This is a genomic window from Dolichospermum circinale AWQC310F (genome assembly GCF_000426925.1).
Taxonomy (GTDB): domain Bacteria; phylum Cyanobacteriota; class Cyanobacteriia; order Cyanobacteriales; family Nostocaceae; genus Dolichospermum; species Dolichospermum circinale.
On the sequence record NZ_KE384663.1, the window covers coordinates 58,301 to 76,566 of the forward strand.

An 18,266-nucleotide genomic window follows, 5' to 3' on the forward strand; every position below is an offset into this window, starting at 1 on the left:
CTACCAAGACCATCAGCTACATAAGCATAGTTGCCGACTACTTGTACATTCCAAGCATAGTTAGGTGTATCATAATTGCCGATGATAGAAGCAATATTGTTTCCTATGATTTTTAGTCCTGAACCAGCATCAGCAACATAAACGTAATTACCTACTACGTCTAAACCATAAGCAATACCATCTGTATCATAAGTATCTGCTAAGGTCGGTGAATTAGGATTGCTGATGTTGATGATTTGTAGTCCTGAAGTTCCATCAGCAACATAAGCGTAGTTACCTACAACTTGTATATTACTAGCACCACCAGGTGTATCCAAAGTTGCTGCTAAGGTCGGTGAATTAGGATTGCTGATGTTGATGATTTGTAGTCCTGAAGTTGCATCACCAACATAAGCGTAGTTACCTACAACTTGTACACCATAAGCACTACCAGGTGTATCCAAAGTTGCTGCTAAGGTCGGTGAATTAGGATTGCTAATGTTGATGATTTGTAGTCCTGAAGTTCTATCAGCAACATAAGCGTAGTTACCTACAACTCGTACACCTGTAGCACTATCAGGTGTATTATAAGTTCCTGCTAAAGTCGGTGAATTAGGATTGCTAATGTTGATGATTTGTAGTCCTGAACCTAAATCAGCAACATAAGCGTAGTTGCCTACCACTTGTACATCACGAGAATTACCAGGTGTATTATAAGTTCCTGCTAAGGTCGGTGAATTAGGATTGCTAATGTTGATGATTTGTAGTCCTGCATGAGCATCAGCAACATAAGCGTAATTACTTAGCACGTCTATACCAACACCATAACCAGTTGTATCATAAGTTCCTACTAAAGTCGGTGAATTAGGATTGCTAATGTTGAAGATTTGTAGTCCTATAGTATCATCAGCAACATAAGCGTAGTTGCCTACCACTCGTACGTTACCAAAAACACCAGATGTATTAGAAGTTTTTCCAATGAGAGAAGCCATATTGTTTATTTCCTTGTGATCAAAAAAGAAGTAGAAGGCTCAAAAAAATTCCAGCCATGAAACGGTATATAAAAAGTCTTGAATGGGATATTCCCCTAGAGACTGAAAAAGAGGGAAAATACAGACTAGGCTTACTCAGGTGAGAGACCAACTTTGACTCTAATTCTGTAAATACCCACAGGCAGTGTATTGTCACCATTACCTTGTAAGGACAACTTGACTCCATAGTCGTTGGCGGTAATGGGACCTGCTTGTAATGCTCCAGGTGTACTTAAATCAGTAGTACCAGCACTGGGGGAAATACTACCAGTAGCAACCTGAGTATTGCTGGAGTCTTCTACTTTGGCGGTGATGACATCAATATCACTGAAGGTTTTGGTTGTAAATTGACTGCCATTATTTTCAATACCAGTAACGGCAAATTTTACCCCAGTATTGCAGGTAACGTTGATGTTACCCACGGTGTCAGTTTCTAATCTCAGGGGGTTGAGGGTGCCGTCAATGATGTTTGTTAAGGTTCCGGCGGTGGTGCTGTTGACAGCGCAAGTTGCGGGAATAACACCGAAAAAGTCCACATTGGCAGTTACATTGGCCGTTTGGGCTTGGACTTGGGAATTAAGGGCTATACTGCTAAAAGCAGCGATAGTGGTAACTAAGGTAAGACGACCTAGATTCATTTTTTTATGCCTAAAGGTAGATGAGGTAATTTGACCTTTACATTAATAAGACGTTTGAGATACCCAATTTGTGATTTATTTTTTTACTTAACTTTTTTGGGTAATAAAGGTTACTCTACCCTCACTCTCTAGGAAGGGGAGGGGACTATTTTATTCCATTAGGGTCTTCAAATTTTACTGAAACTGCATAAGTGGGTTAGCGTTAAAAATTGTCGTTTATATAGCGAACTGCTTGCAGCAGCGCTTCGCTATCGCTGTGCTACACCCAAAGTCTTTACCAATGGTGCGTTACTAATAGCTAACACACCCTATTTCTAAATATTTTAAGATAGTTCTTCCTTATCAAATTAAGGATAACATATTTAAAATCCTTTGTCAATACCTAAAAAGCAAATTTTTCCCTGTTCCCTGTTCCCTGTTCCCTGTTCCCTGTTCCCTGTTCCCTGTTCCCTGTTCCCTTGTGAAGGGAAATTACTGAGGTGTGATCAGAACACTGACACGGATTTTGTAGGTTCCTTGTGGTAATAAGCCGGAAATATTGGTAATCTCAAGGTAAACTAGATACTCTTTACCACTAGTGACTGCTGCTTGAACTGCACTTGCTACATTCAACGGATAAACTGGGGTAGACTTGCCACTAGGTGAAATTTCACTTTGAATCAGGAGATTATCATCATCTTTGACTTTAGCGTTGATCAGATCAAGATCGTTATATGTTTTACTGCCAGATAAAACCGTACCGTTATCACTAATATTGGTAATGCTCAAGACGATGCCAGTAGTGTGGGTAATATTTAATAATGCTGGTGTAGGATCATCACTTTGAAATTCTTGCTCAGGGGTGTTTTCAATAGGACCTGGACTGGTGCTGTTAATCTTCACCACTGATGGTATTGTACCTGTAAAGTCTATATTAAGATCTTCGGCTGGAGCTTTCAGTGGGAAAGCAGCAGCAATAATCACAGCTAAACTTGTACTTACTGTAGTCCGGTAGATCATCATTAAGAATTGACTATAGGAAAGTTGATATGGGGGAGGAGAACGAGAGGGAATAACTTTGGCTACTCTTTGGTTTATACTATTTTGGTTGATACTATGAATGTAAGCTTTTTGGCAACTTGGAGTTCTAATTGCTGTGCAATAGCGACCTGCTTGCAGCAGTGCTGCGCTTTTTTCTGCTAAGACGATCAGATTTACGCAACTGGCACATTGGTAAGGTGCGTTAGAATGAATACCTGCAAATAAACAGATTGTTGACATCTGACGCACCCTACAACAGATTTTTACAAAAGTTGAATTATCCCCCTTTTCTCCTATTTTAGGGAAACGGACATCTAGTTTCTTCTCCTGGTCAAGAGGAGGGTTAGGGTCGGGTAAAACCTGACTATTAACTGCTTCTGGTAATTCTTCCTGGTTGGATAATTCTAAAATCGGTAATTCTATATCTTCAATATTAGCTAATCCTATTTTAGTGATCCGATCAGACTGCTTATTTCTGTCAATTTGAGAAAAAACCTCAAATTTACTCCTGTCTTCCCCGATATAATCTTGATGATATCGCTGTTTTAAAATCTTCCGAGCTTCATGAATTCGCCTACGTACATTGCAGCAGGAAATATTCAGTTTTTGTGCAATTTCTATATATGATAGTTCTTCTCGAAAGTATAAAATAAAGGTATCACGTAGTATTGGACGTAACTCATCAATCCAAACAGAAAAAATTTTTTCCAGTTCTTGTTGCTACGCAACAAGAACTGGATTTTCCTCTTCTTTGGTTACAAATAATTCTGCATTTCTATCACTAATAACTTCCCAATTATGACAATACTGGATAGTCTGATAACGCTCTCTTTGAATATCAAGACAGAGATTATAAGTTAGTTTTATTACCCAAGCTTTAAAGTTGATCACTTGTACCTGATAGATACGTATTTTCTCTTCAGCTTTGAGCATGGCTTGACTTAAAACATCTTCAGCTTCAGAAACATTACCCATCCATTTCACACAAGCACGGTATAAATAATCTTTATGCTCCGCCCACAATGACCAAAAGTCTGATGTATTCATAAGAATAGTTACTAAAGATATATAAGGTCTTATGGCGACTATAGTTGGTTTACTATAAAGCCATCTTAGAAGCGATGCACTGAGCTTGTATGCGATTTTTTTCGGTCAGTAAAACCAAAAATGTATACTTAATATATATTATTAAATAATACGTTACTATTGTCAATAGTTTTGATGTTATTGATAATTTTGATGCTGAAATTCTGTATTGTGGTGTATTAAGTAGGTTGGCGTTAAAAATTGTCGTAGGCAGATGGCAAGTAGTATCATAACCAATGAACAATCATTACACTTCATTGCGAAATCAGCAACCAGACAAAAAACATGATAGATTCTAATCTAGTACGGCTATGACACCAATTTACGAAGGAGAACACAGTGACAATGGAATCAAACGTATTAACGGGCGCAACTGTAGATAATCAAGATATCAGCGACTATGTTGCCCATTTACAGTTGCACATGACACTACAAGCTCGCAACTTGGTTCCCAACTTTCAACAAACCATACAAGATAGTCGTCAACAATTACTTCATCAAACCCAAGCGGATTTTGAAAAGTTCGCTTCTCGTCAAAGTCTATAGAATGTCCATAGATTTAAAAGTATTTTTAGCAGAATTAACATAGAATAAAAGCAGAGATTTGTGGTTTTTACCCCCAGGGTATAATCGAAGTTTCTGCTTTTGATATTTTTTTTACGTATAGTCAAGGAAATCACTCTTTGGAAACAAGACCTGAGAGTAAAAACTAGTTAAAATAAACTAGTTAAAATAAAAATGATATTATAACATAATAATTATAACATAACTATCATATTTTGTTTTTGTAAAGGTTAAAAAGCGGCTTGAATTAAAATGACTTCATTACTTCCTCGTAACCCCAGTGTTATTATCAGACCAGTTCAACACCGAGATTTGGACGGAATTGAATTCTTGACTCAGGAATCATTATCCCACCTTTCCCCCCAAGCAGCTACTGAATCTATAGGTGAAATGCAGTGGCTACGGCGCTGGTATGGATTACTTAAATTATTGAGTTGGTTTCCTAACCCATTACAATACCGCTTCTGGGGCTATATCGCCGAACAGGGACGAATACTGTTAGGAATGATTCAAGTATCACCCTTTAACCGAACTCGCAGCACTTGGCGAGTTAATCAAGTCATGTTAGCACGAACCGGCGATCGCATGGGCGTAGGTTCTCAACTACTACGCTATTGCTTTGAATCAATTTTAGAAGCGCGGACGTGGATACTAGAAGTTAACGTTAATGATGTTGATGCCTTAGCACTTTATCGGCATAATGGATTTCAACGTTTAGCGGAAATGACATATTGGGAAATTAGTCCGCAGTTATTAGCGGAATTAATCCAAACCGAACCAGATTTACCCAATCTCTTGCCGGTGAGTAATGCTGATGCTCCTTTATTATATCAATTAGATACAGCATCCATGCCACCTTTAGTCAGGCAAGTATTTGATCGTCACACCCACGACTTTAAAACTACCTTGTGTGGGGCGATAATTGATGCTGTCAAGCAGTGGACGAGCAAAACTGAAGTTGTCAGTGGCTATGTGTTTGAACCCCAGCGAAAAGCAGCTATTGGTTATTTTCAGATCCAACTGCACCGTACCGGGGCAAATCCTCATGTAGCAATTCTCACGGTTCATCCTGCTTATACTTGGTTATATCCTGAATTATTGTCTCAATTAGCTCGCATTGCCCAAGATTTTCCCCAACAAGGGTTACAATTAGCTTCTTCAGACTATCAGCCAGAACGGGAGGAATATTTGGAGCGTATTGGCGCTAAACGTCGAGAACATACCCTGATCATGTCTCGTTCAGTGTGGCATAAACTCAGAGAATCCAAATTTGTCTCCTTAGAAGGGCTTCAGTGGCAAGAAATGTTACAAGGACTGCAACCAACCCGCAAACCTATACCTGGGGGAATGTCATGGATACCGCAAACACAACAGGTACAGCCAGAAAGAGCTATACCAACCCAGTCAGAAATTGTCGGTTTCCCTCATAAAAGTTCTCATATAGATACACCCTCTGCCCTAGACTCAGCCACAGATCAACCTCATGAACAACAATAACGTGATTTCTCCACAGCAATCAAAATCATTTATCTCCGCCTTGGGTGTAGATGTTGGTAGTAAACGCATCGGTTTAGCGGGATGTGATGGGACTGGTTTAATTGCTACGGGTATCACCACGATTGAGCGTCGTTCCTTTGTCGAAGATGTAGCACAAATCCAGCAAATAGTCAACCAGCGACAGGTACAAATTCTTGTGGTTGGTTTACCATATTCAATGGATGGTACTATTGGTGTTCAAGCCCGTCACGTGCAAAAATTTGCCTCTAGACTGGCTTCGGCGCTCCAACTTCCCTTAGAATATATGGACGAAAGATTAACTTCCTTGCAAGCAGAACAACTGCTGATAGCTGAGAATCGTTCCCCGTCTAGAAATAAGGGTTTAATAGATCGTAAGGCTGCTGCATTGATTTTACAACAGTGGTTAGATGCTAGACGCAGTTTAGTACAGGGGTCAGTAACATTTACTGATGAGTGATCCCTTTTTACATGGTATTCTAAAAACTATTACTTCTATCTCTCAATTTATGGTTGACATCAACTGTCCGCAAGCAGTTTGATGATTTCCATATTTAAGAGTATTAGATTTTATGATTACAGCTACATAATTCAAGTATGTATTCATCTCCATTTTCTGAAGACAATGATCACGATTCCGAAAGTTCTCTGATTTTAACAGACGAGCTAAAACGCACCCTAGAATGTTACATTGAACATAATCTCTCTGTAGATGGAGAAAAGTATGTTCTGCTTCTGCCCGTAGATACACCAATAGAAATATTTGCTTGGCAAAGTGACGGCGATGAAGAAGAGGCCGTATTAGTAGAAGATGATGATATCATTGAAGAAATATTCGGCACGGCTCAAGCTGTTCTTTCTGAGCAAAACCTGATTCTCAAGAATACTGCTTATGCCTTAACTGTAGCAGGAGAGTTACCTCCTGAGGATGAGTCTAAATTCTTCACTTTAGAAATTGAAGACGAAGAAAACGGTTTAGAACCAGAGCAATTAATGGAAATTGCCAATTTTTATCATGATGACCAGGAGTATGCAATTTATACTCCCCTAGACCCCCTACTCTTTTTTGCCAGAATTACTAAAACTGGTGAACCAGAATTACTTTCTCCCGAAGAGTTCCGTAAATTTCAACCCCTCTTAGAAGAACATCTTTTTAATGAAGTTGAGTAATTAATTCCCAAATTTAAGCATCTAGGAGCGAGGAATCAGAGGACTCGCAAAACTCTCAACCCTTGCTCCCATGCTGAAAATGGTGTTGCTAAATTCAACCTTGGCAACTTTAATTATTTGCGTTTTTGCGCTTTTGTGTGAGATATTAGAAATCTCATGGTAACTATACAAAAATTATGACTCGCAACCATCTATTACAGCCTAACTTAATTTTAGCGGGTTCAGTTTTAACACTGACATCAGAGGTAATCCAACAATATGGGCTAAAAGGGCTAGTATTGGATGTGGATGAAACTTTAGTACCTATGACCACAAGTTCTACTTTTCCAGAATTACAAGCATGGGTAGAGGAAATACGTATTTGTACGGCGTTGTGGTTGGTTAGCAATAATTTAAGTGAATCCCGAATCGGTGGTATTGCCCGTTCTCTAGATTTACCGTACTACTTAGGTGCAGCCAAACCCTCCCGACGAAAAATTCGGGCTGCGTTACAAGGCATGAATTTACCCGCCCATCAAGTGGGTATGGTGGGCGATCGCTTGTTTACAGATGTATTAGCGGGTAATCGTTTAGGAATGTTTACAATTCTAGTAGAGCCAATTATCCATCCTGATTTTACAGCCATCCGTTCCCATCCTGTCCGCAATATTGAAGTTTGGATATCAGAGATATTAGGTGCATCTATTAACGGCAAAAAACACAGGTAATCAGCCTTTCCTGCAATACAAATCTTTACAAAGATTCATAATTCATCAGGAAAGTAAATATAAAGAAATACTTAAGAAAGTCTCTAGTTTTTGAAAAATAGGCGATTATTAATTTTAATAACATCAGGGTCAGCCAAAAAAGACCCTAGCGGATAATAGATCAATATAAAGCCGTACAGCGTCAACCTTCACTATAGAGGGATTGGCGCTGTATATTTTGTATAGTTTTTCTGACAAATATCTGGGTAAAATTAATTATATCATGTCCGGTTGAACACTTATCATCTCTGTTGAGGCTGGTCATGGGTAATTGGTAATTGGGAAAAGGCAATACAATGATGAACTGGCCGGACATGATATTACATATTTAATAGTCAAGTTTTACCAGTGATAACCCCTCCCTAACCCTGTTTTTGACCCCAGGGGGTTTTCAAGGGGAATTAAAGGGGTTATTTTGGCTCTGGGGAATAAGCTGTTGTGTATTTAACTTGTATAAGTCTGGTGGGCAAGACTTGTACTGAGCTTGGTCGTTGTATGTCCACCCCACAACCATTTTATTTGAGAATTATACAATTTAGGTGGGTAACAGCTTAATTACAGCAAAGGTTATTTATGCCTTTTTTGATGCCATTGCCAAGCGTGAGAGACAATATCTTTAATATCTGGATATTGAGGTTGCCAATTCAGGATTTTTCGAGCTTTTTCGCTTGTACCAATTAAAGCTGGAGGATCTCCGGGACGACGATCACATTCTTTGACTGATATTATCATACCTGTAACATCTTCGGCGGCTGCAATTACTTCTCTAACTGAAAAACCGTTACCATTGCCTAAGTTAAAAACCTCACTTTCACCACCATTTAATAAATATTCTAGCCCTAAAATATGGGCATCTGCTAAATCATTGACATGAATATAATCGCGGATACAAGTACCATCAGGAGTAGGATAATCAGTACCAAAAATACTAATAGCTTCCCGTTGACCTAATGCTGTTTGCAATATTAAAGGGATTAAATGGGTTTCGGGATGATGATCTTCTCCTAATAATCCTTGGGGGTTAGCACCAGCAGCATTAAAATACCGAAAACGCACTGATTTAAAATTGTATGCTACATCAAAATCAGTTAATATTCTTTCTACCATTAATTTGGTTGCACCATAGGGATTAATGGGATTTTGGGGATGATCTTCGGTAATGGGAATAAAATCCGGTACACCATAGGTAGCACAGGTGGAAGAAAAGACAAATTTATGAATAGAAGCTGCTAACATTGATTCTAATAATGTCAATGTTCCTAAAACATTATTCCGGTAATATTTAGCAGGATCGGTAACAGATTCACCTACATAAGCATAGGCGGAAAAGTGCATAACTGCGGCAAAATTGCGAGTCTGAAAAAGATTATCTAATAAAGTGCGATCGCTTGTATCTCCTTCGATCAATTCTACTTGTAAAACCTGTTCTACCAAATCCCGATGTCCATAGACCAGATTATCTAGAATTACCACCTCATAACCGGCTTGCTTGAGTGCTAACACCGTGTGAGAACCAATATATCCTGCTCCCCCCGTTACCAAAATACTAGGTTTTTCCGCTGACATAGTTTCTCCTTGATGATGATTTTATTCATCTAATTTAGCGTGAGTTTTAATGATTATAGAAAATAGTCAACTGATAATTATATAGTTTATATTAAGTTTAACCCGAATTGATTTGAGGGAATAACCATGACAGTATCCGTAGAATATATCCCTGTTACTCCTGTTGAATACCCGGAAGAGGACGGTAAACCAATGGCTGAAGGTGATCTACAATGTAGTTATTTGACTTATGCGAGAAATGTCCTCCGAATTTATTTTCAAAATCGTCCAGATGTGTATGTAGCTGGTAACTTATTCATCTATTATGAAAAAGGTTATCCCGGGTCAGTTGTCGCACCAGATGTATTTGTGGTATTTGGTGTGGATAAACATGATCGAGGTAGTTATAAAACCTGGGAGGAAAATGATCAAACTCCTGGTTTTGTCTTAGAAATTACCTCAAGAAGTACCCGCAGTCAAGATCAAGGCGCGAAAAAAGGAATTTACGCTTTTTTAGGTGTCAGTGAATATTTTCAATATGATCCTACAGGGGATTATCTTAGTCCTCAATTGCAAGGGTTACATTTAGTTGATGGTAATTATTTACCGATTTTACAACAGGGTGTAAATGATCATATCATCTCTTTAAAAAGTGAAGTATTAGGTTTAGAGTTGCGACTAGAAGAGGGAAAATTACGTTTTTACAACCCTGTTACAAATCAAATTCTTCTCACTCATGAAGAGGAAGTAACCGCTAGACAGGAATCTGAAGCAAAAGCGCGAAAGTTAGCTGCTAAATTACGCGAGTTGAATATTGATCCTGATAGTTTATAATGAATAAGATATATCCCCAACTTTTTTAATAAGTCGGGGGTATGAAAATTACGTTTTTAATTAGGTTTTTAATTACATTTTTTGCGTGAAAAACAAATGAACTCACAGAAACTACAACCCAGGGAAGCATTAAATAAAGCATTTCTGAAAATCAATCCTTTTAGAAAAGATATTGAAACTTTCAAAAAACATTTAAAAAACCTAATTGCAAAAATTAACGAATCTGAATCAGAGGAATTTCATAAAAACCTGATTGCTGACTTTTTCAAGAACACATATTACAGTTCTAATCACTTTATTAATACTAAAGGACGAAATGACCTGGTTATTCATAATGGTCAAGACCCTAAAACCAGTGTTGGTGTAATTTTAGAATTTAAAAAGCCGACGAATAAAAGCGAAATGCTCAAAGTTGATAATTTAAACACTAAAGCATTTCAGGAATTAGTTTTATATTTTCTCAGAGAACGTTTAACTGAAAAAAATCTAGAACTGAAATATTTAATAGCGACTAATATTTACGAATGGTTTATTTTTGATGCTCAAGATTTTGATAAATTCTTTCAGGAAAATAAAACCCTAGTTCAACAATTTAAAGATTTTACCGACGGAAGATTAATCAGTAAAAAAACTGATTTTTTTTATCAAGAAATTGCTCAACCTGCTATTATGGAAATTGCAGATAAAATCACTTTTACTCATTTTGATATTCGAGAATATCAAGAATATTTACAACCTGGAGAAAATCCTGATGATCATAAATTAATTCCACTGTTTAAATTACTTTCTCCAGAACATTTATTAAAGTTACCTTTCACAAATGATAATAATACTCTTGATAAAGGATTTTATCATGAATTACTACATATTATCGGTTTAATAGAAGTTAAAGAAGGTGGTAAAAAACTCATTCAACGCAAAAAATCAAATGAGAGAAATATAGGTTCACTCATGGAAAATGCTATGATCCAACTTGATAGTTTAGATAAAATCTCTCAACTCAAAGAACCAGAACAATTTGGAGAAACTTACCAATTACAACTTTTTAATGTTGGTTTAGAATTAGCAATTACTTGGGTAAATAGAATCCTCTTTCTCAAACTATTAGAAGCACAATTAATTAAATATCATCAAAATGATCTAGCTTGGGGATTTTTGAATTTAAATAAAGTGCAAAATTATGATGATCTTAATAGTCTGTTTTTTAGTGTATTAGCACGAAAACCAGAAGACAGAAACGAAGGTTTTAAAAACAAATTTGCTCATGTTCCTTATTTAAATAGTTCTTTATTTGAACCTACGGAAATGGAACAAGCAACGATTTTTATTAGTAATTTGAGAAATGAGAAATTAGAAATTTTCTCTGCTACTGTCTTAAAAGACAATAAGGGAAAAAAACGATTTGGTGAAATTAACGCTTTAGAATATTTATTTGAATTTCTGGACGCTTATGATTTTAGTAGTGAAACTGGGGAAGAAATTCAAGAGGAGAATAAAAGATTAATTAATGCGTCTGTACTGGGTTTAATTTTCGAGAAAATTAATGGTTATCAAGACGGTTCTTTCTTTACTCCCGGTTTTATTACTATGTATATGTGTCGGGAAACAATTAGAAGAGCGGTTGTTCAGAAGTTTAATGAAATTAAAGGTTGGAATTGTGAAAATATTGATGATTTATATGATAGGATAGAGGATAAAAGAGATGCTAATACGATTATTAATAGTTTAAAAATATGTGATCCTGCGGTGGGTTCAGGACATTTTTTAGTTTCGGCTTTGAATGAAATTATCGCAATTAAAAGCGAATTAAAGATTTTACTGGATAGGGAAGGTAAAAGATTAAAGGAATATCAGATTGAAGTTGTGAATGATGAGTTAATTGTGATTGATGAGGATGGTTTATTATTTGAGTATAATCCTAAAAGTAAGGAAAGTCAACGGGTTCAGGAAACTTTATTTCATGAGAAACAAAGGATTATTGAAGGTTGTTTATTTGGTGTGGATATTAACTCTAATTCTGTAAAAATATGTCAGTTGCGGTTATGGGTTGAACTTTTGAAAAATGCTTATTATAAGACCTCACCCCTAACCCCTCTCCTACAAGGAGAGGGGAATATGAGAGAGTTGGAGACTTTACCTAATATTGATATCAATATTAAATGTGGTAATTCTTTAATTAGTCGTTTTGCTTTAGATAGTGATTTGCGACCAGCTTTAAATAGAAGTAAATATAGTATGGAAAGTTATAGAAATGCTGTTAAAACTTATCGCAATGCTGAAAATAAGGAGCAAAAACGGGAAATGAAAAAATTGATTGCTGATATTAAGGGTAATTTTAAAACAACTTTAGGATTAAGTGATATAAATAAGACTAAGTTAAGAAGGTTAGAGGGTGAGGTTGAGAATTTACAGGGTCAAATTTTTTTGATTCCAGAAACTAAAGCTGAGAGAACGAAGCGGGAGAAAAAAATTGCTAAGTTGAATAATGAAATTGATAAATTAAAACTTGAGATTGAGGAAATAGAAAATGGTAGAATGTATGAAAATGCTTTGGAATGGCGCTTTGAATTTCCTGAAGTGTTAAATAATGATGGTGTTTTTGTTGGTTTTGATGTGGTTATTGGAAATCCTCCTTATATTAGACAGGAAGAAATTAAAGAATTAAAACCAATTTTGCAGACCAATTTTATTACCTATTCGGGAACTGCTGACTTGTATGTATTTTTCGTGGAAAGGGGATTTAAAATTCTTAAAACTAAAGGTCAATTTTGTTATATAATGCCTAATAAATGGATGCAAGCGGGTTATGGAAAAGCTTTAAGAACCTATATTTTAGAAAATCAATTACAAGGGATTATTGATTTTGGTGATATTCAAATATTTGAAGAAGCAACTACTTATCCTTGCATTCTCAATGCTTCAAAACAGCAGCAAAATAATAATTTCGTTTCTGCTACTGTAAAAACACTTAATTATAGGAATAAATTTGCAGCATATATAAAAAGTATTTCTAATCAAATAAAAGTTGAAACCTTAAATGATGAAATTTGGGTAATTTCTTCTGATAGTGATCAGAAATTACTATCAAGAATTAAAAGTAACTGTGTTTCACTCGCTGAATATATTGATAATAAATCATTTCGTGGAATCTTAACAGGTTTAACAGAAGCATTTGTCATTAGTAATGAAACTTGTAGAGAAATAATCAGCAAAGATAGTCGAAGTTCAGAAATAATTCGCTCATTTATTTTAGGTCGTAATATAAAACCTTATGCAATTCCTGAAGTAGAAAATTATTTAATAAAAATTGAAAAAGGCCTTACCAATTCATTTAGAGAAAATCAAGATCCTTGGATATGGTTATCCGAAAATTATTCAGCAGTTTCTAATTATTTAAGTCTATTTAAGGATAAAGCAGAAAAAAGAACGGATAAAGGTGATTACTGGTGGGAGTTGAGGGCCTGTGATTATTATCAAGAATTTGAAAAACCTAAAATAATGTATCAAATATTTCAGACAAAATCATGTTTTATTTATGATGAACAAGGACTATACTGTAATAATTCTATGTGGATTATTCCCAAAGCAGATAAGATTTTATTAGCTATTCTTAATTCAAAAATGGGTTGGTGGCTAATTTCAAAATACTGTACCGCTATTCAAAATGGATTTCAATTAATTTGGAAATACTTTGGACAAATCCCAATTTCTCAAGCAAATCCAAAAGAAGGGGAAGTAATAACTTCCCTTGTTGATCAAATTCTCACTGCTAAAAAATCAGATCCAAAAGCAGATACAACCGCATTAGAAACAGAAATAGATCAACTAGTTTATCAACTTTATGAGTTAACACCAGAGGAAATTCAAATCATAGAAGGGTAAACACCACAAATTCCAGATCCCCGACTTCTTTTTTATTTGATACAAGAAGTCGGGGACAGTTGATATTACTTAAATAAAGATGTTACAGACTAGATAGGACATCTTTCGCAGCCGCTAAAGTCTGTTCAATATCTTCTTTAGTGTGTGCTAAGGAAGTGAAACCAGCTTCAAATTGAGACGGTGCTAGGTAAATACCATGTTCTAACATTCCGCGATGAAAACGACCAAACTTCGCTGTATCAGCCTTTTTAGCGTCTTCATAATTATGAACCGGTCCAGAAGTGAAAAACAACCCAAACATCGCGCTAATATTACCACCACAAGCAGCGTGACCCGTATCAGCACAGATTTTTAACAATCCATCAGCTAACTGTTTAGTAATCTGTTCCAAGTATTGATAAGTACCCGGTTTGCTGAGTAATTCTAGGGTTTTAATCCCCGCTGTCATAGCCAAAGGATTACCGGAAAGAGTTCCTGCTTGATACACCGGACCTGCGGGAGCAATCATAGACATGATTTCGCGGCGACCACCATACGCCCCCACTGGTAAACCGCCACCAATAACTTTACCTAAAGTTGTTAAGTCAGGAGTAATACCAAATTTCTCCTGAGCGCCACCGTAAGCAATCCGAAAGCCTGTCATGACTTCATCAAATACTAATAATGCACCATATTCATGAGTAAGTTCCCTGAGTCCTTCTAAGAACCCAGCATCGGGGGTAATAAAACCGGCGTTACCAACTATGGGTTCAAGAATGATACCAGCGATTTCCCCAGGGTTTTGTTCAAATAGGGCTTTTACCGCTTCTAAATCATTGAAAGGGGCGGTTAAAGTGCTGGCTGTGGTAGCTTTGGGTACTCCGGGTGAGTCAGGTAAACCCAGAGTAGCGACTCCAGAACCGGCTTTGACCAAGAACATATCAGCGTGTCCGTGATAGCAGCCTTCAAACTTGATCACTTTTTCTCTGTTCGTGAAGGCTCGCATGAGCCGTAATACAGCCATACAAGCTTCTGTACCAGAGTTGACAAATCTGACCATTTCCACGCTAGGAACAGCATCAATGACCATTTCCGCTAAAATGTTTTCTAGGACGCAGGGAGCGCCAAAACTGGTCCCTTTGTCCAGGGCTGTGTGTAGTGCGGAAATGACTTCCGGGTGAGCATGACCACAAATAGCTGGTCCCCAAGTACCAACATAGTCAATGTATTTGTTACCGTCTACATCCCAAATATATGCGCCATTAACACGATCAAATACTATTGGTTGTCCACCTACGGATTTAAACGCACGCACGGGAGAACTAACCCCTCCGGGCATAAGTTTTTGAGCAGCAGCAAAGATTTCTTGTGATTTTGTGGTTTTAATTGAGGTATTTACCAAGGTTTCCTCCCTAAACTGGGGAAATAAATAATTTATGCTCTATCTTAGGATAGGTCGAAAAGTTACTCAGAATTTCTATGATCTAGAATTAGCCGAAAATGCTATGTTAGGTCAAAGAATTATTCTAAATTAACTGATATGTCCTCTCCCCAACCGTTATCACTCTCATCTGCTATCCCTGTGGACAAAATTCGCTATGATGACAAGGGTTTAGTTCCGGCTATTATCCAAGATTATCTAGATGGTACGGTACTAATGATGGCTTGGATGAATCAAGAATCTTTACAAAAGACTTTAGAAACTGGGGAAACTTGGTTTTGGAGTCGTTCCCGTCAGGAATTTTGGCACAAAGGGGCAACTTCTGGCCATATTCAAAAGGTGCAAAGTATTCGTTATGATTGTGATAGTGATGCTCTGTTGGTGGTTGTGGAGCAATTAGGTGATGTTGCTTGTCATACGGGGGAGCGTAGTTGTTTTCACCAGGTTAGTGGGACGGTGACACCACCACCAGGGGATAGTTTATCACAATTGTTTGCTGTTATCTGCGATCGCCGGGATGATCCTAATGAAACTTCTTATACCTGTAAATTATTGGCAGGTGGTGATAATAAGATTTTGAAAAAGATTGGTGAGGAAAGCGCCGAGGTGGTTATGGCTTGTAAAGATGATGATAGTGATGCGATCGCCGGTGAAGTCGCGGATTTATTTTATCATACTCTGGTAGCTTTGGCATATCATCAAGTTGATTTGAGAGATGTTTATCGTAAATTACATGAGCGGCGAAAGTAATTGCATAGGGAAGAGGCAAGAGGTAAGACTGTTCAAACCTACCGTAATATGGGGTAAAATAGCAATTGCTGGGACTTAATAACGGAAATAGGTAAAAATGGGACGTATTTTTATTTCTGCTGCCCATGGTGGCATAGAATCCGGTAAAAATGATCCTGGAGCGATTGCTGGTGGGACGACGGAAGCAAAGGAAATGATTCTCTTGCGGGATTTAGTGGTGACAGAACTCCGCAGCCGTAATTTAGAAGTTTTAGCCGTTCCTGATGATTTAAGTGCGGCTCAAACCATAGTTTGGATTAATGCCCGTGCTAATGTCAGGGATATAGCACTAGAAATTCAAGCTAATGCTGCTAGTAGTCCCTCTGTCCGGGGCGCAAGTGTATTCTATATTGCCAAAAATCAGGAACGTCAACAAAATGCGGAACTGTTATTGAAGAGACTTTTAGGCCGTGTCCCTCAATTACCGAGTCGCGGAGTTAGACCAGATACAGATAGCGGCTTGGGTAAGTTACAGTTTTGTCGTCAAACTGCGATACCAGCTTTATTGCTACAGGTCGGTTTTTTAAGCAGTCCTGAAGACCGTATTTTGTTACAAAGTCGTCGCCGTGATTTTGCTGTGGGTATTGCTGAGGGATTGGCTGCTTGGAATCAGATCAATGATCCTAAACAAGCAACTCCTCAAACCAATTTTACCAATATAGATATCAATATTAATGGACAAAATTACTCGGAACAAGGATTATTAATTAATGGTAATTCTTATATTCCCATTGATTTAGTAGATCGTTTACGGGTTGATCTTTCAAAAGTCCCTGATTTGCGCCGGATTAGCTATCGTCAAATAGTTTATATCAAAGCAATTGAACTGCGAGAGTCTCATGTTGCTGTTGATTGGGATAGTGCTAAATGTGTTGTGAAATTACGCTCAATTTTACCAGTTTGTTTGGGACAAATTGAGCAAATTATCTCCAGTGGTAATACATCAGAATTACAGCTACAACTATTTCTTAAAAACAATAATCAAAACGCTCTGATCCAGTTCCCTGATCTTCCTAAACTATATCGAGAAGAAGCAAATATTGAAGGAGTAAATCACGATATTGCTTTTTGTCAAATGTGTTTAGAAACTGGATTTTTGCGCTTTGGTACTGATATTAAACCCCAGCAAAATAATTTTGCTGGTTTGGGTGCGGCTGGTGGTGGGTCCAAAGGAGCATCATTCCCTAGTGCGAGGATTGGTGTCAGGGCGCATATTCAACATTTAAAAGCTTATGCTAGTTTAGAACCTTTGGTACAGGAACAAGTAGATCCCAGATTTCGTTTTGTTACCAGGGGTGTTGCTCCGTCAATTCATCAATTATCAGGACGTTGGTCCGCAGATTTAGATTATGGAACGAAAATTATATCTATTATCCGCAGACTCTATGAATCAGCAAGTATTGTGTAATATTAGTCATTAGTAATGTACCTTATATGCCCGTGGGTGACGCTGGAACTAACACACCCTACTCTTCTGTTCCCTGTTCCCTCTGATTAAACGTTATAGTGCTATTAGTGATTATTAGGAACAAAATTTGTGTTTCCCCTTTATGATGAAAATCCGACTCGAATTACCCCATATTTTACCTATGGGTTAATAGGAATGAATGTTCTAGTGTTTCTCCATGAAGTCAGTTTATCAAATACACAACTAGAACAGTTCTTCCAATTGTATGCTGTCATACCCCAACAATTAACTAATAGCTGGAGTGGTGAATGGACAACCTTATTTACTTCTCAATTTTTACATGGAGGTTGGTGGCACTTAATATCAAATATGATCTATCTTTGGGTTTTTGGTAATAATATTGAAGACCGTTTAGGACATTTAAAATATCTATTTTTCTATTTAACTTGCGGTGCATTGGCGGCTTTATGTCAATGGTTTATTGGTATCAACTCTATTATTCCTTCCTTGGGAGCAAGTGGAGCTATTTCTGGTGTTTTAGGTGCATATTTAATCTGGTTCCCTGGCGCCAGAATTACCACTTTAATCTTTTTAGGTTTTTTTATCACTACAATTAATGTTCCTGCATTGGTAATTATT

At 37.2% G+C, this 18,266-nt stretch carries 16 protein-coding genes and 1 pseudogene; 10 read left to right on the top strand and 7 right to left on the bottom strand.

The window, feature by feature from the left end; all coding sequences use genetic code 11:
• The 5 genes and pseudogenes from ACIR310F_RS25985 to ACIR310F_RS23450 all read right to left on the bottom strand — a co-directional run.
• The coding region (locus ACIR310F_RS25985) for an LVIVD repeat-containing protein (protein ID WP_414534033.1) at positions 1-971 on the bottom strand (971 nt) is incomplete at its 3' end.
• Between the two features lie 131 nt (positions 972-1,102).
• Complete coding sequence (locus ACIR310F_RS0100725) at positions 1,103-1,648, bottom strand: hypothetical protein (protein ID WP_028082164.1); 546 nt, start codon at positions 1,646-1,648, stop codon at positions 1,103-1,105.
• A gap of 471 nt (positions 1,649-2,119) precedes the next feature.
• Positions 2,120-2,908 carry a hypothetical protein gene (locus ACIR310F_RS26500; RefSeq protein WP_028082165.1) on the bottom strand — a complete coding sequence of 263 codons (789 nt, stop codon included), beginning with the start codon at positions 2,906-2,908 and terminating at the stop codon, positions 2,120-2,122.
• A 315-nt stretch (positions 2,909-3,223) separates the two neighbouring features.
• Positions 3,224-3,379: pseudogene (locus tag ACIR310F_RS27515) on the bottom strand (sigma factor-like helix-turn-helix DNA-binding protein); the annotation flags it as partial.
• A 9-nt stretch (positions 3,380-3,388) separates the two neighbouring features.
• Positions 3,389-3,715: an RNA polymerase sigma factor gene (locus ACIR310F_RS23450; RefSeq protein WP_081677529.1), complete on the bottom strand. Its 327-nt coding sequence runs from the start codon at positions 3,713-3,715 to the stop codon at positions 3,389-3,391.
• 384 nt (positions 3,716-4,099) lie between these two features.
• On the opposite strand from ACIR310F_RS23450, the gene ACIR310F_RS0100740 reads away from it, so the two are divergent.
• The 5 genes from ACIR310F_RS0100740 to ACIR310F_RS0100760 all read left to right on the top strand — a co-directional run bounded on the left by ACIR310F_RS0100740 (position 4,100) and on the right by ACIR310F_RS0100760 (position 7,710).
• Positions 4,100-4,300 carry a hypothetical protein gene (locus ACIR310F_RS0100740; protein WP_028082167.1) on the top strand — a complete coding sequence of 67 codons (201 nt, stop codon included), beginning with the start codon at positions 4,100-4,102 and terminating at the stop codon, positions 4,298-4,300.
• A 270-nt stretch (positions 4,301-4,570) separates the two neighbouring features.
• The gene (locus ACIR310F_RS0100745) at positions 4,571-5,815 is read left to right on the top strand and encodes a GNAT family N-acetyltransferase (RefSeq protein ID WP_028082168.1); all 1,245 of its coding nucleotides are present in this window, start codon (positions 4,571-4,573) and stop codon (positions 5,813-5,815) included.
• Positions 5,802-6,293, top strand: coding sequence for a Holliday junction resolvase RuvX (gene ruvX / locus ACIR310F_RS0100750; protein ID WP_051289428.1), 492 nt, complete (start codon positions 5,802-5,804; stop codon positions 6,291-6,293). The genes ACIR310F_RS0100745 and ruvX overlap by 14 nt, the downstream gene beginning before the upstream one ends.
• Before the next feature lie 137 nt (positions 6,294-6,430).
• Positions 6,431-7,003, top strand: a complete 573-nt coding sequence (locus ACIR310F_RS0100755; protein ID WP_028082170.1) for a DUF3727 domain-containing protein — start codon at positions 6,431-6,433, stop codon at positions 7,001-7,003.
• A gap of 176 nt (positions 7,004-7,179) precedes the next feature.
• Entirely contained in the window at positions 7,180-7,710 is a 531-nt protein-coding gene (locus ACIR310F_RS0100760; protein WP_028082171.1) for a YqeG family HAD IIIA-type phosphatase, read from the top strand.
• Between the two features lie 606 nt (positions 7,711-8,316).
• Here ACIR310F_RS0100760 and galE read toward each other — a convergent pair.
• Entirely contained in the window at positions 8,317-9,315 is a 999-nt protein-coding gene (galE, locus tag ACIR310F_RS0100765) for a UDP-glucose 4-epimerase GalE (RefSeq protein ID WP_028082172.1), read from the bottom strand.
• Between the two features lie 126 nt (positions 9,316-9,441).
• Between galE and ACIR310F_RS0100770 the strand changes: the two genes are divergently transcribed.
• Both ACIR310F_RS0100770 and ACIR310F_RS0100775 read left to right on the top strand, forming a co-directional pair.
• A complete protein-coding gene (locus ACIR310F_RS0100770; RefSeq protein WP_028082173.1) occupies positions 9,442-10,128 on the top strand; it encodes a Uma2 family endonuclease in 687 nt (228 codons plus the stop codon).
• Positions 10,129-10,224: 96 nt separating this feature from the next.
• Positions 10,225-14,010 (top strand): class I SAM-dependent DNA methyltransferase, encoded by a 3,786-nt coding sequence (locus ACIR310F_RS0100775; protein ID WP_028082174.1) that lies wholly within the window; start codon positions 10,225-10,227, stop codon positions 14,008-14,010.
• Between the two features lie 82 nt (positions 14,011-14,092).
• On the opposite strand, the gene hemL is transcribed toward ACIR310F_RS0100775, so the two are convergent.
• Entirely contained in the window at positions 14,093-15,391 is a 1,299-nt protein-coding gene (hemL, locus tag ACIR310F_RS0100780; RefSeq protein ID WP_028082175.1) for a glutamate-1-semialdehyde 2,1-aminomutase, read from the bottom strand.
• Between the two features lie 138 nt (positions 15,392-15,529).
• Between hemL and hisIE the strand changes: the two genes are divergently transcribed.
• From hisIE to ACIR310F_RS21105, 3 genes are all read left to right on the top strand, one after another.
• Positions 15,530-16,180 (top strand): bifunctional phosphoribosyl-AMP cyclohydrolase/phosphoribosyl-ATP diphosphatase HisIE, encoded by a 651-nt coding sequence (gene hisIE / locus ACIR310F_RS0100785; RefSeq protein ID WP_028082176.1) that lies wholly within the window; start codon positions 15,530-15,532, stop codon positions 16,178-16,180.
• Positions 16,181-16,277: 97 nt separating this feature from the next.
• Complete coding sequence (tftA, locus tag ACIR310F_RS0100790; protein ID WP_028082177.1) at positions 16,278-17,627, top strand: hormogonium tapered terminus morphoprotein TftA; 1,350 nt, start codon at positions 16,278-16,280, stop codon at positions 17,625-17,627.
• A 129-nt stretch (positions 17,628-17,756) separates the two neighbouring features.
• The coding region (locus ACIR310F_RS21105) for a rhomboid family intramembrane serine protease (protein ID WP_231387346.1) at positions 17,757-18,266 on the top strand (510 nt) is incomplete at its 3' end.

Coding starts and splice junctions, on each gene's coding strand:
- ACIR310F_RS0100755 (WP_028082170.1), top strand. CDS start 6,431: ATGTATTCATCTCCATTTTCTGAAGACAATGATCACGATTCCGAAAGT.
- ACIR310F_RS0100770 (WP_028082173.1), top strand. CDS start 9,442: ATGACAGTATCCGTAGAATATATCCCTGTTACTCCTGTTGAATACCCG.
- ACIR310F_RS0100760 (WP_028082171.1), top strand. CDS start 7,180: ATGACTCGCAACCATCTATTACAGCCTAACTTAATTTTAGCGGGTTCA.
- hisIE (WP_028082176.1), top strand. CDS start 15,530: ATGTCCTCTCCCCAACCGTTATCACTCTCATCTGCTATCCCTGTGGAC.
- ACIR310F_RS0100740 (WP_028082167.1), top strand. CDS start 4,100: ATGGAATCAAACGTATTAACGGGCGCAACTGTAGATAATCAAGATATC.
- ACIR310F_RS0100775 (WP_028082174.1), top strand. CDS start 10,225: ATGAACTCACAGAAACTACAACCCAGGGAAGCATTAAATAAAGCATTT.
- ACIR310F_RS26500 (WP_028082165.1), bottom strand. CDS start 2,908: ATGTCAACAATCTGTTTATTTGCAGGTATTCATTCTAACGCACCTTAC.
- ACIR310F_RS0100745 (WP_028082168.1), top strand. CDS start 4,571: ATGACTTCATTACTTCCTCGTAACCCCAGTGTTATTATCAGACCAGTT.
- galE (WP_028082172.1), bottom strand. CDS start 9,315: ATGTCAGCGGAAAAACCTAGTATTTTGGTAACGGGGGGAGCAGGATAT.
- ACIR310F_RS0100725 (WP_028082164.1), bottom strand. CDS start 1,648: ATGAATCTAGGTCGTCTTACCTTAGTTACCACTATCGCTGCTTTTAGC.
- ruvX (WP_051289428.1), top strand. CDS start 5,802: ATGAACAACAATAACGTGATTTCTCCACAGCAATCAAAATCATTTATC.
- ACIR310F_RS23450 (WP_081677529.1), bottom strand. CDS start 3,715: ATGAATACATCAGACTTTTGGTCATTGTGGGCGGAGCATAAAGATTAT.
- tftA (WP_028082177.1), top strand. CDS start 16,278: ATGGGACGTATTTTTATTTCTGCTGCCCATGGTGGCATAGAATCCGGT.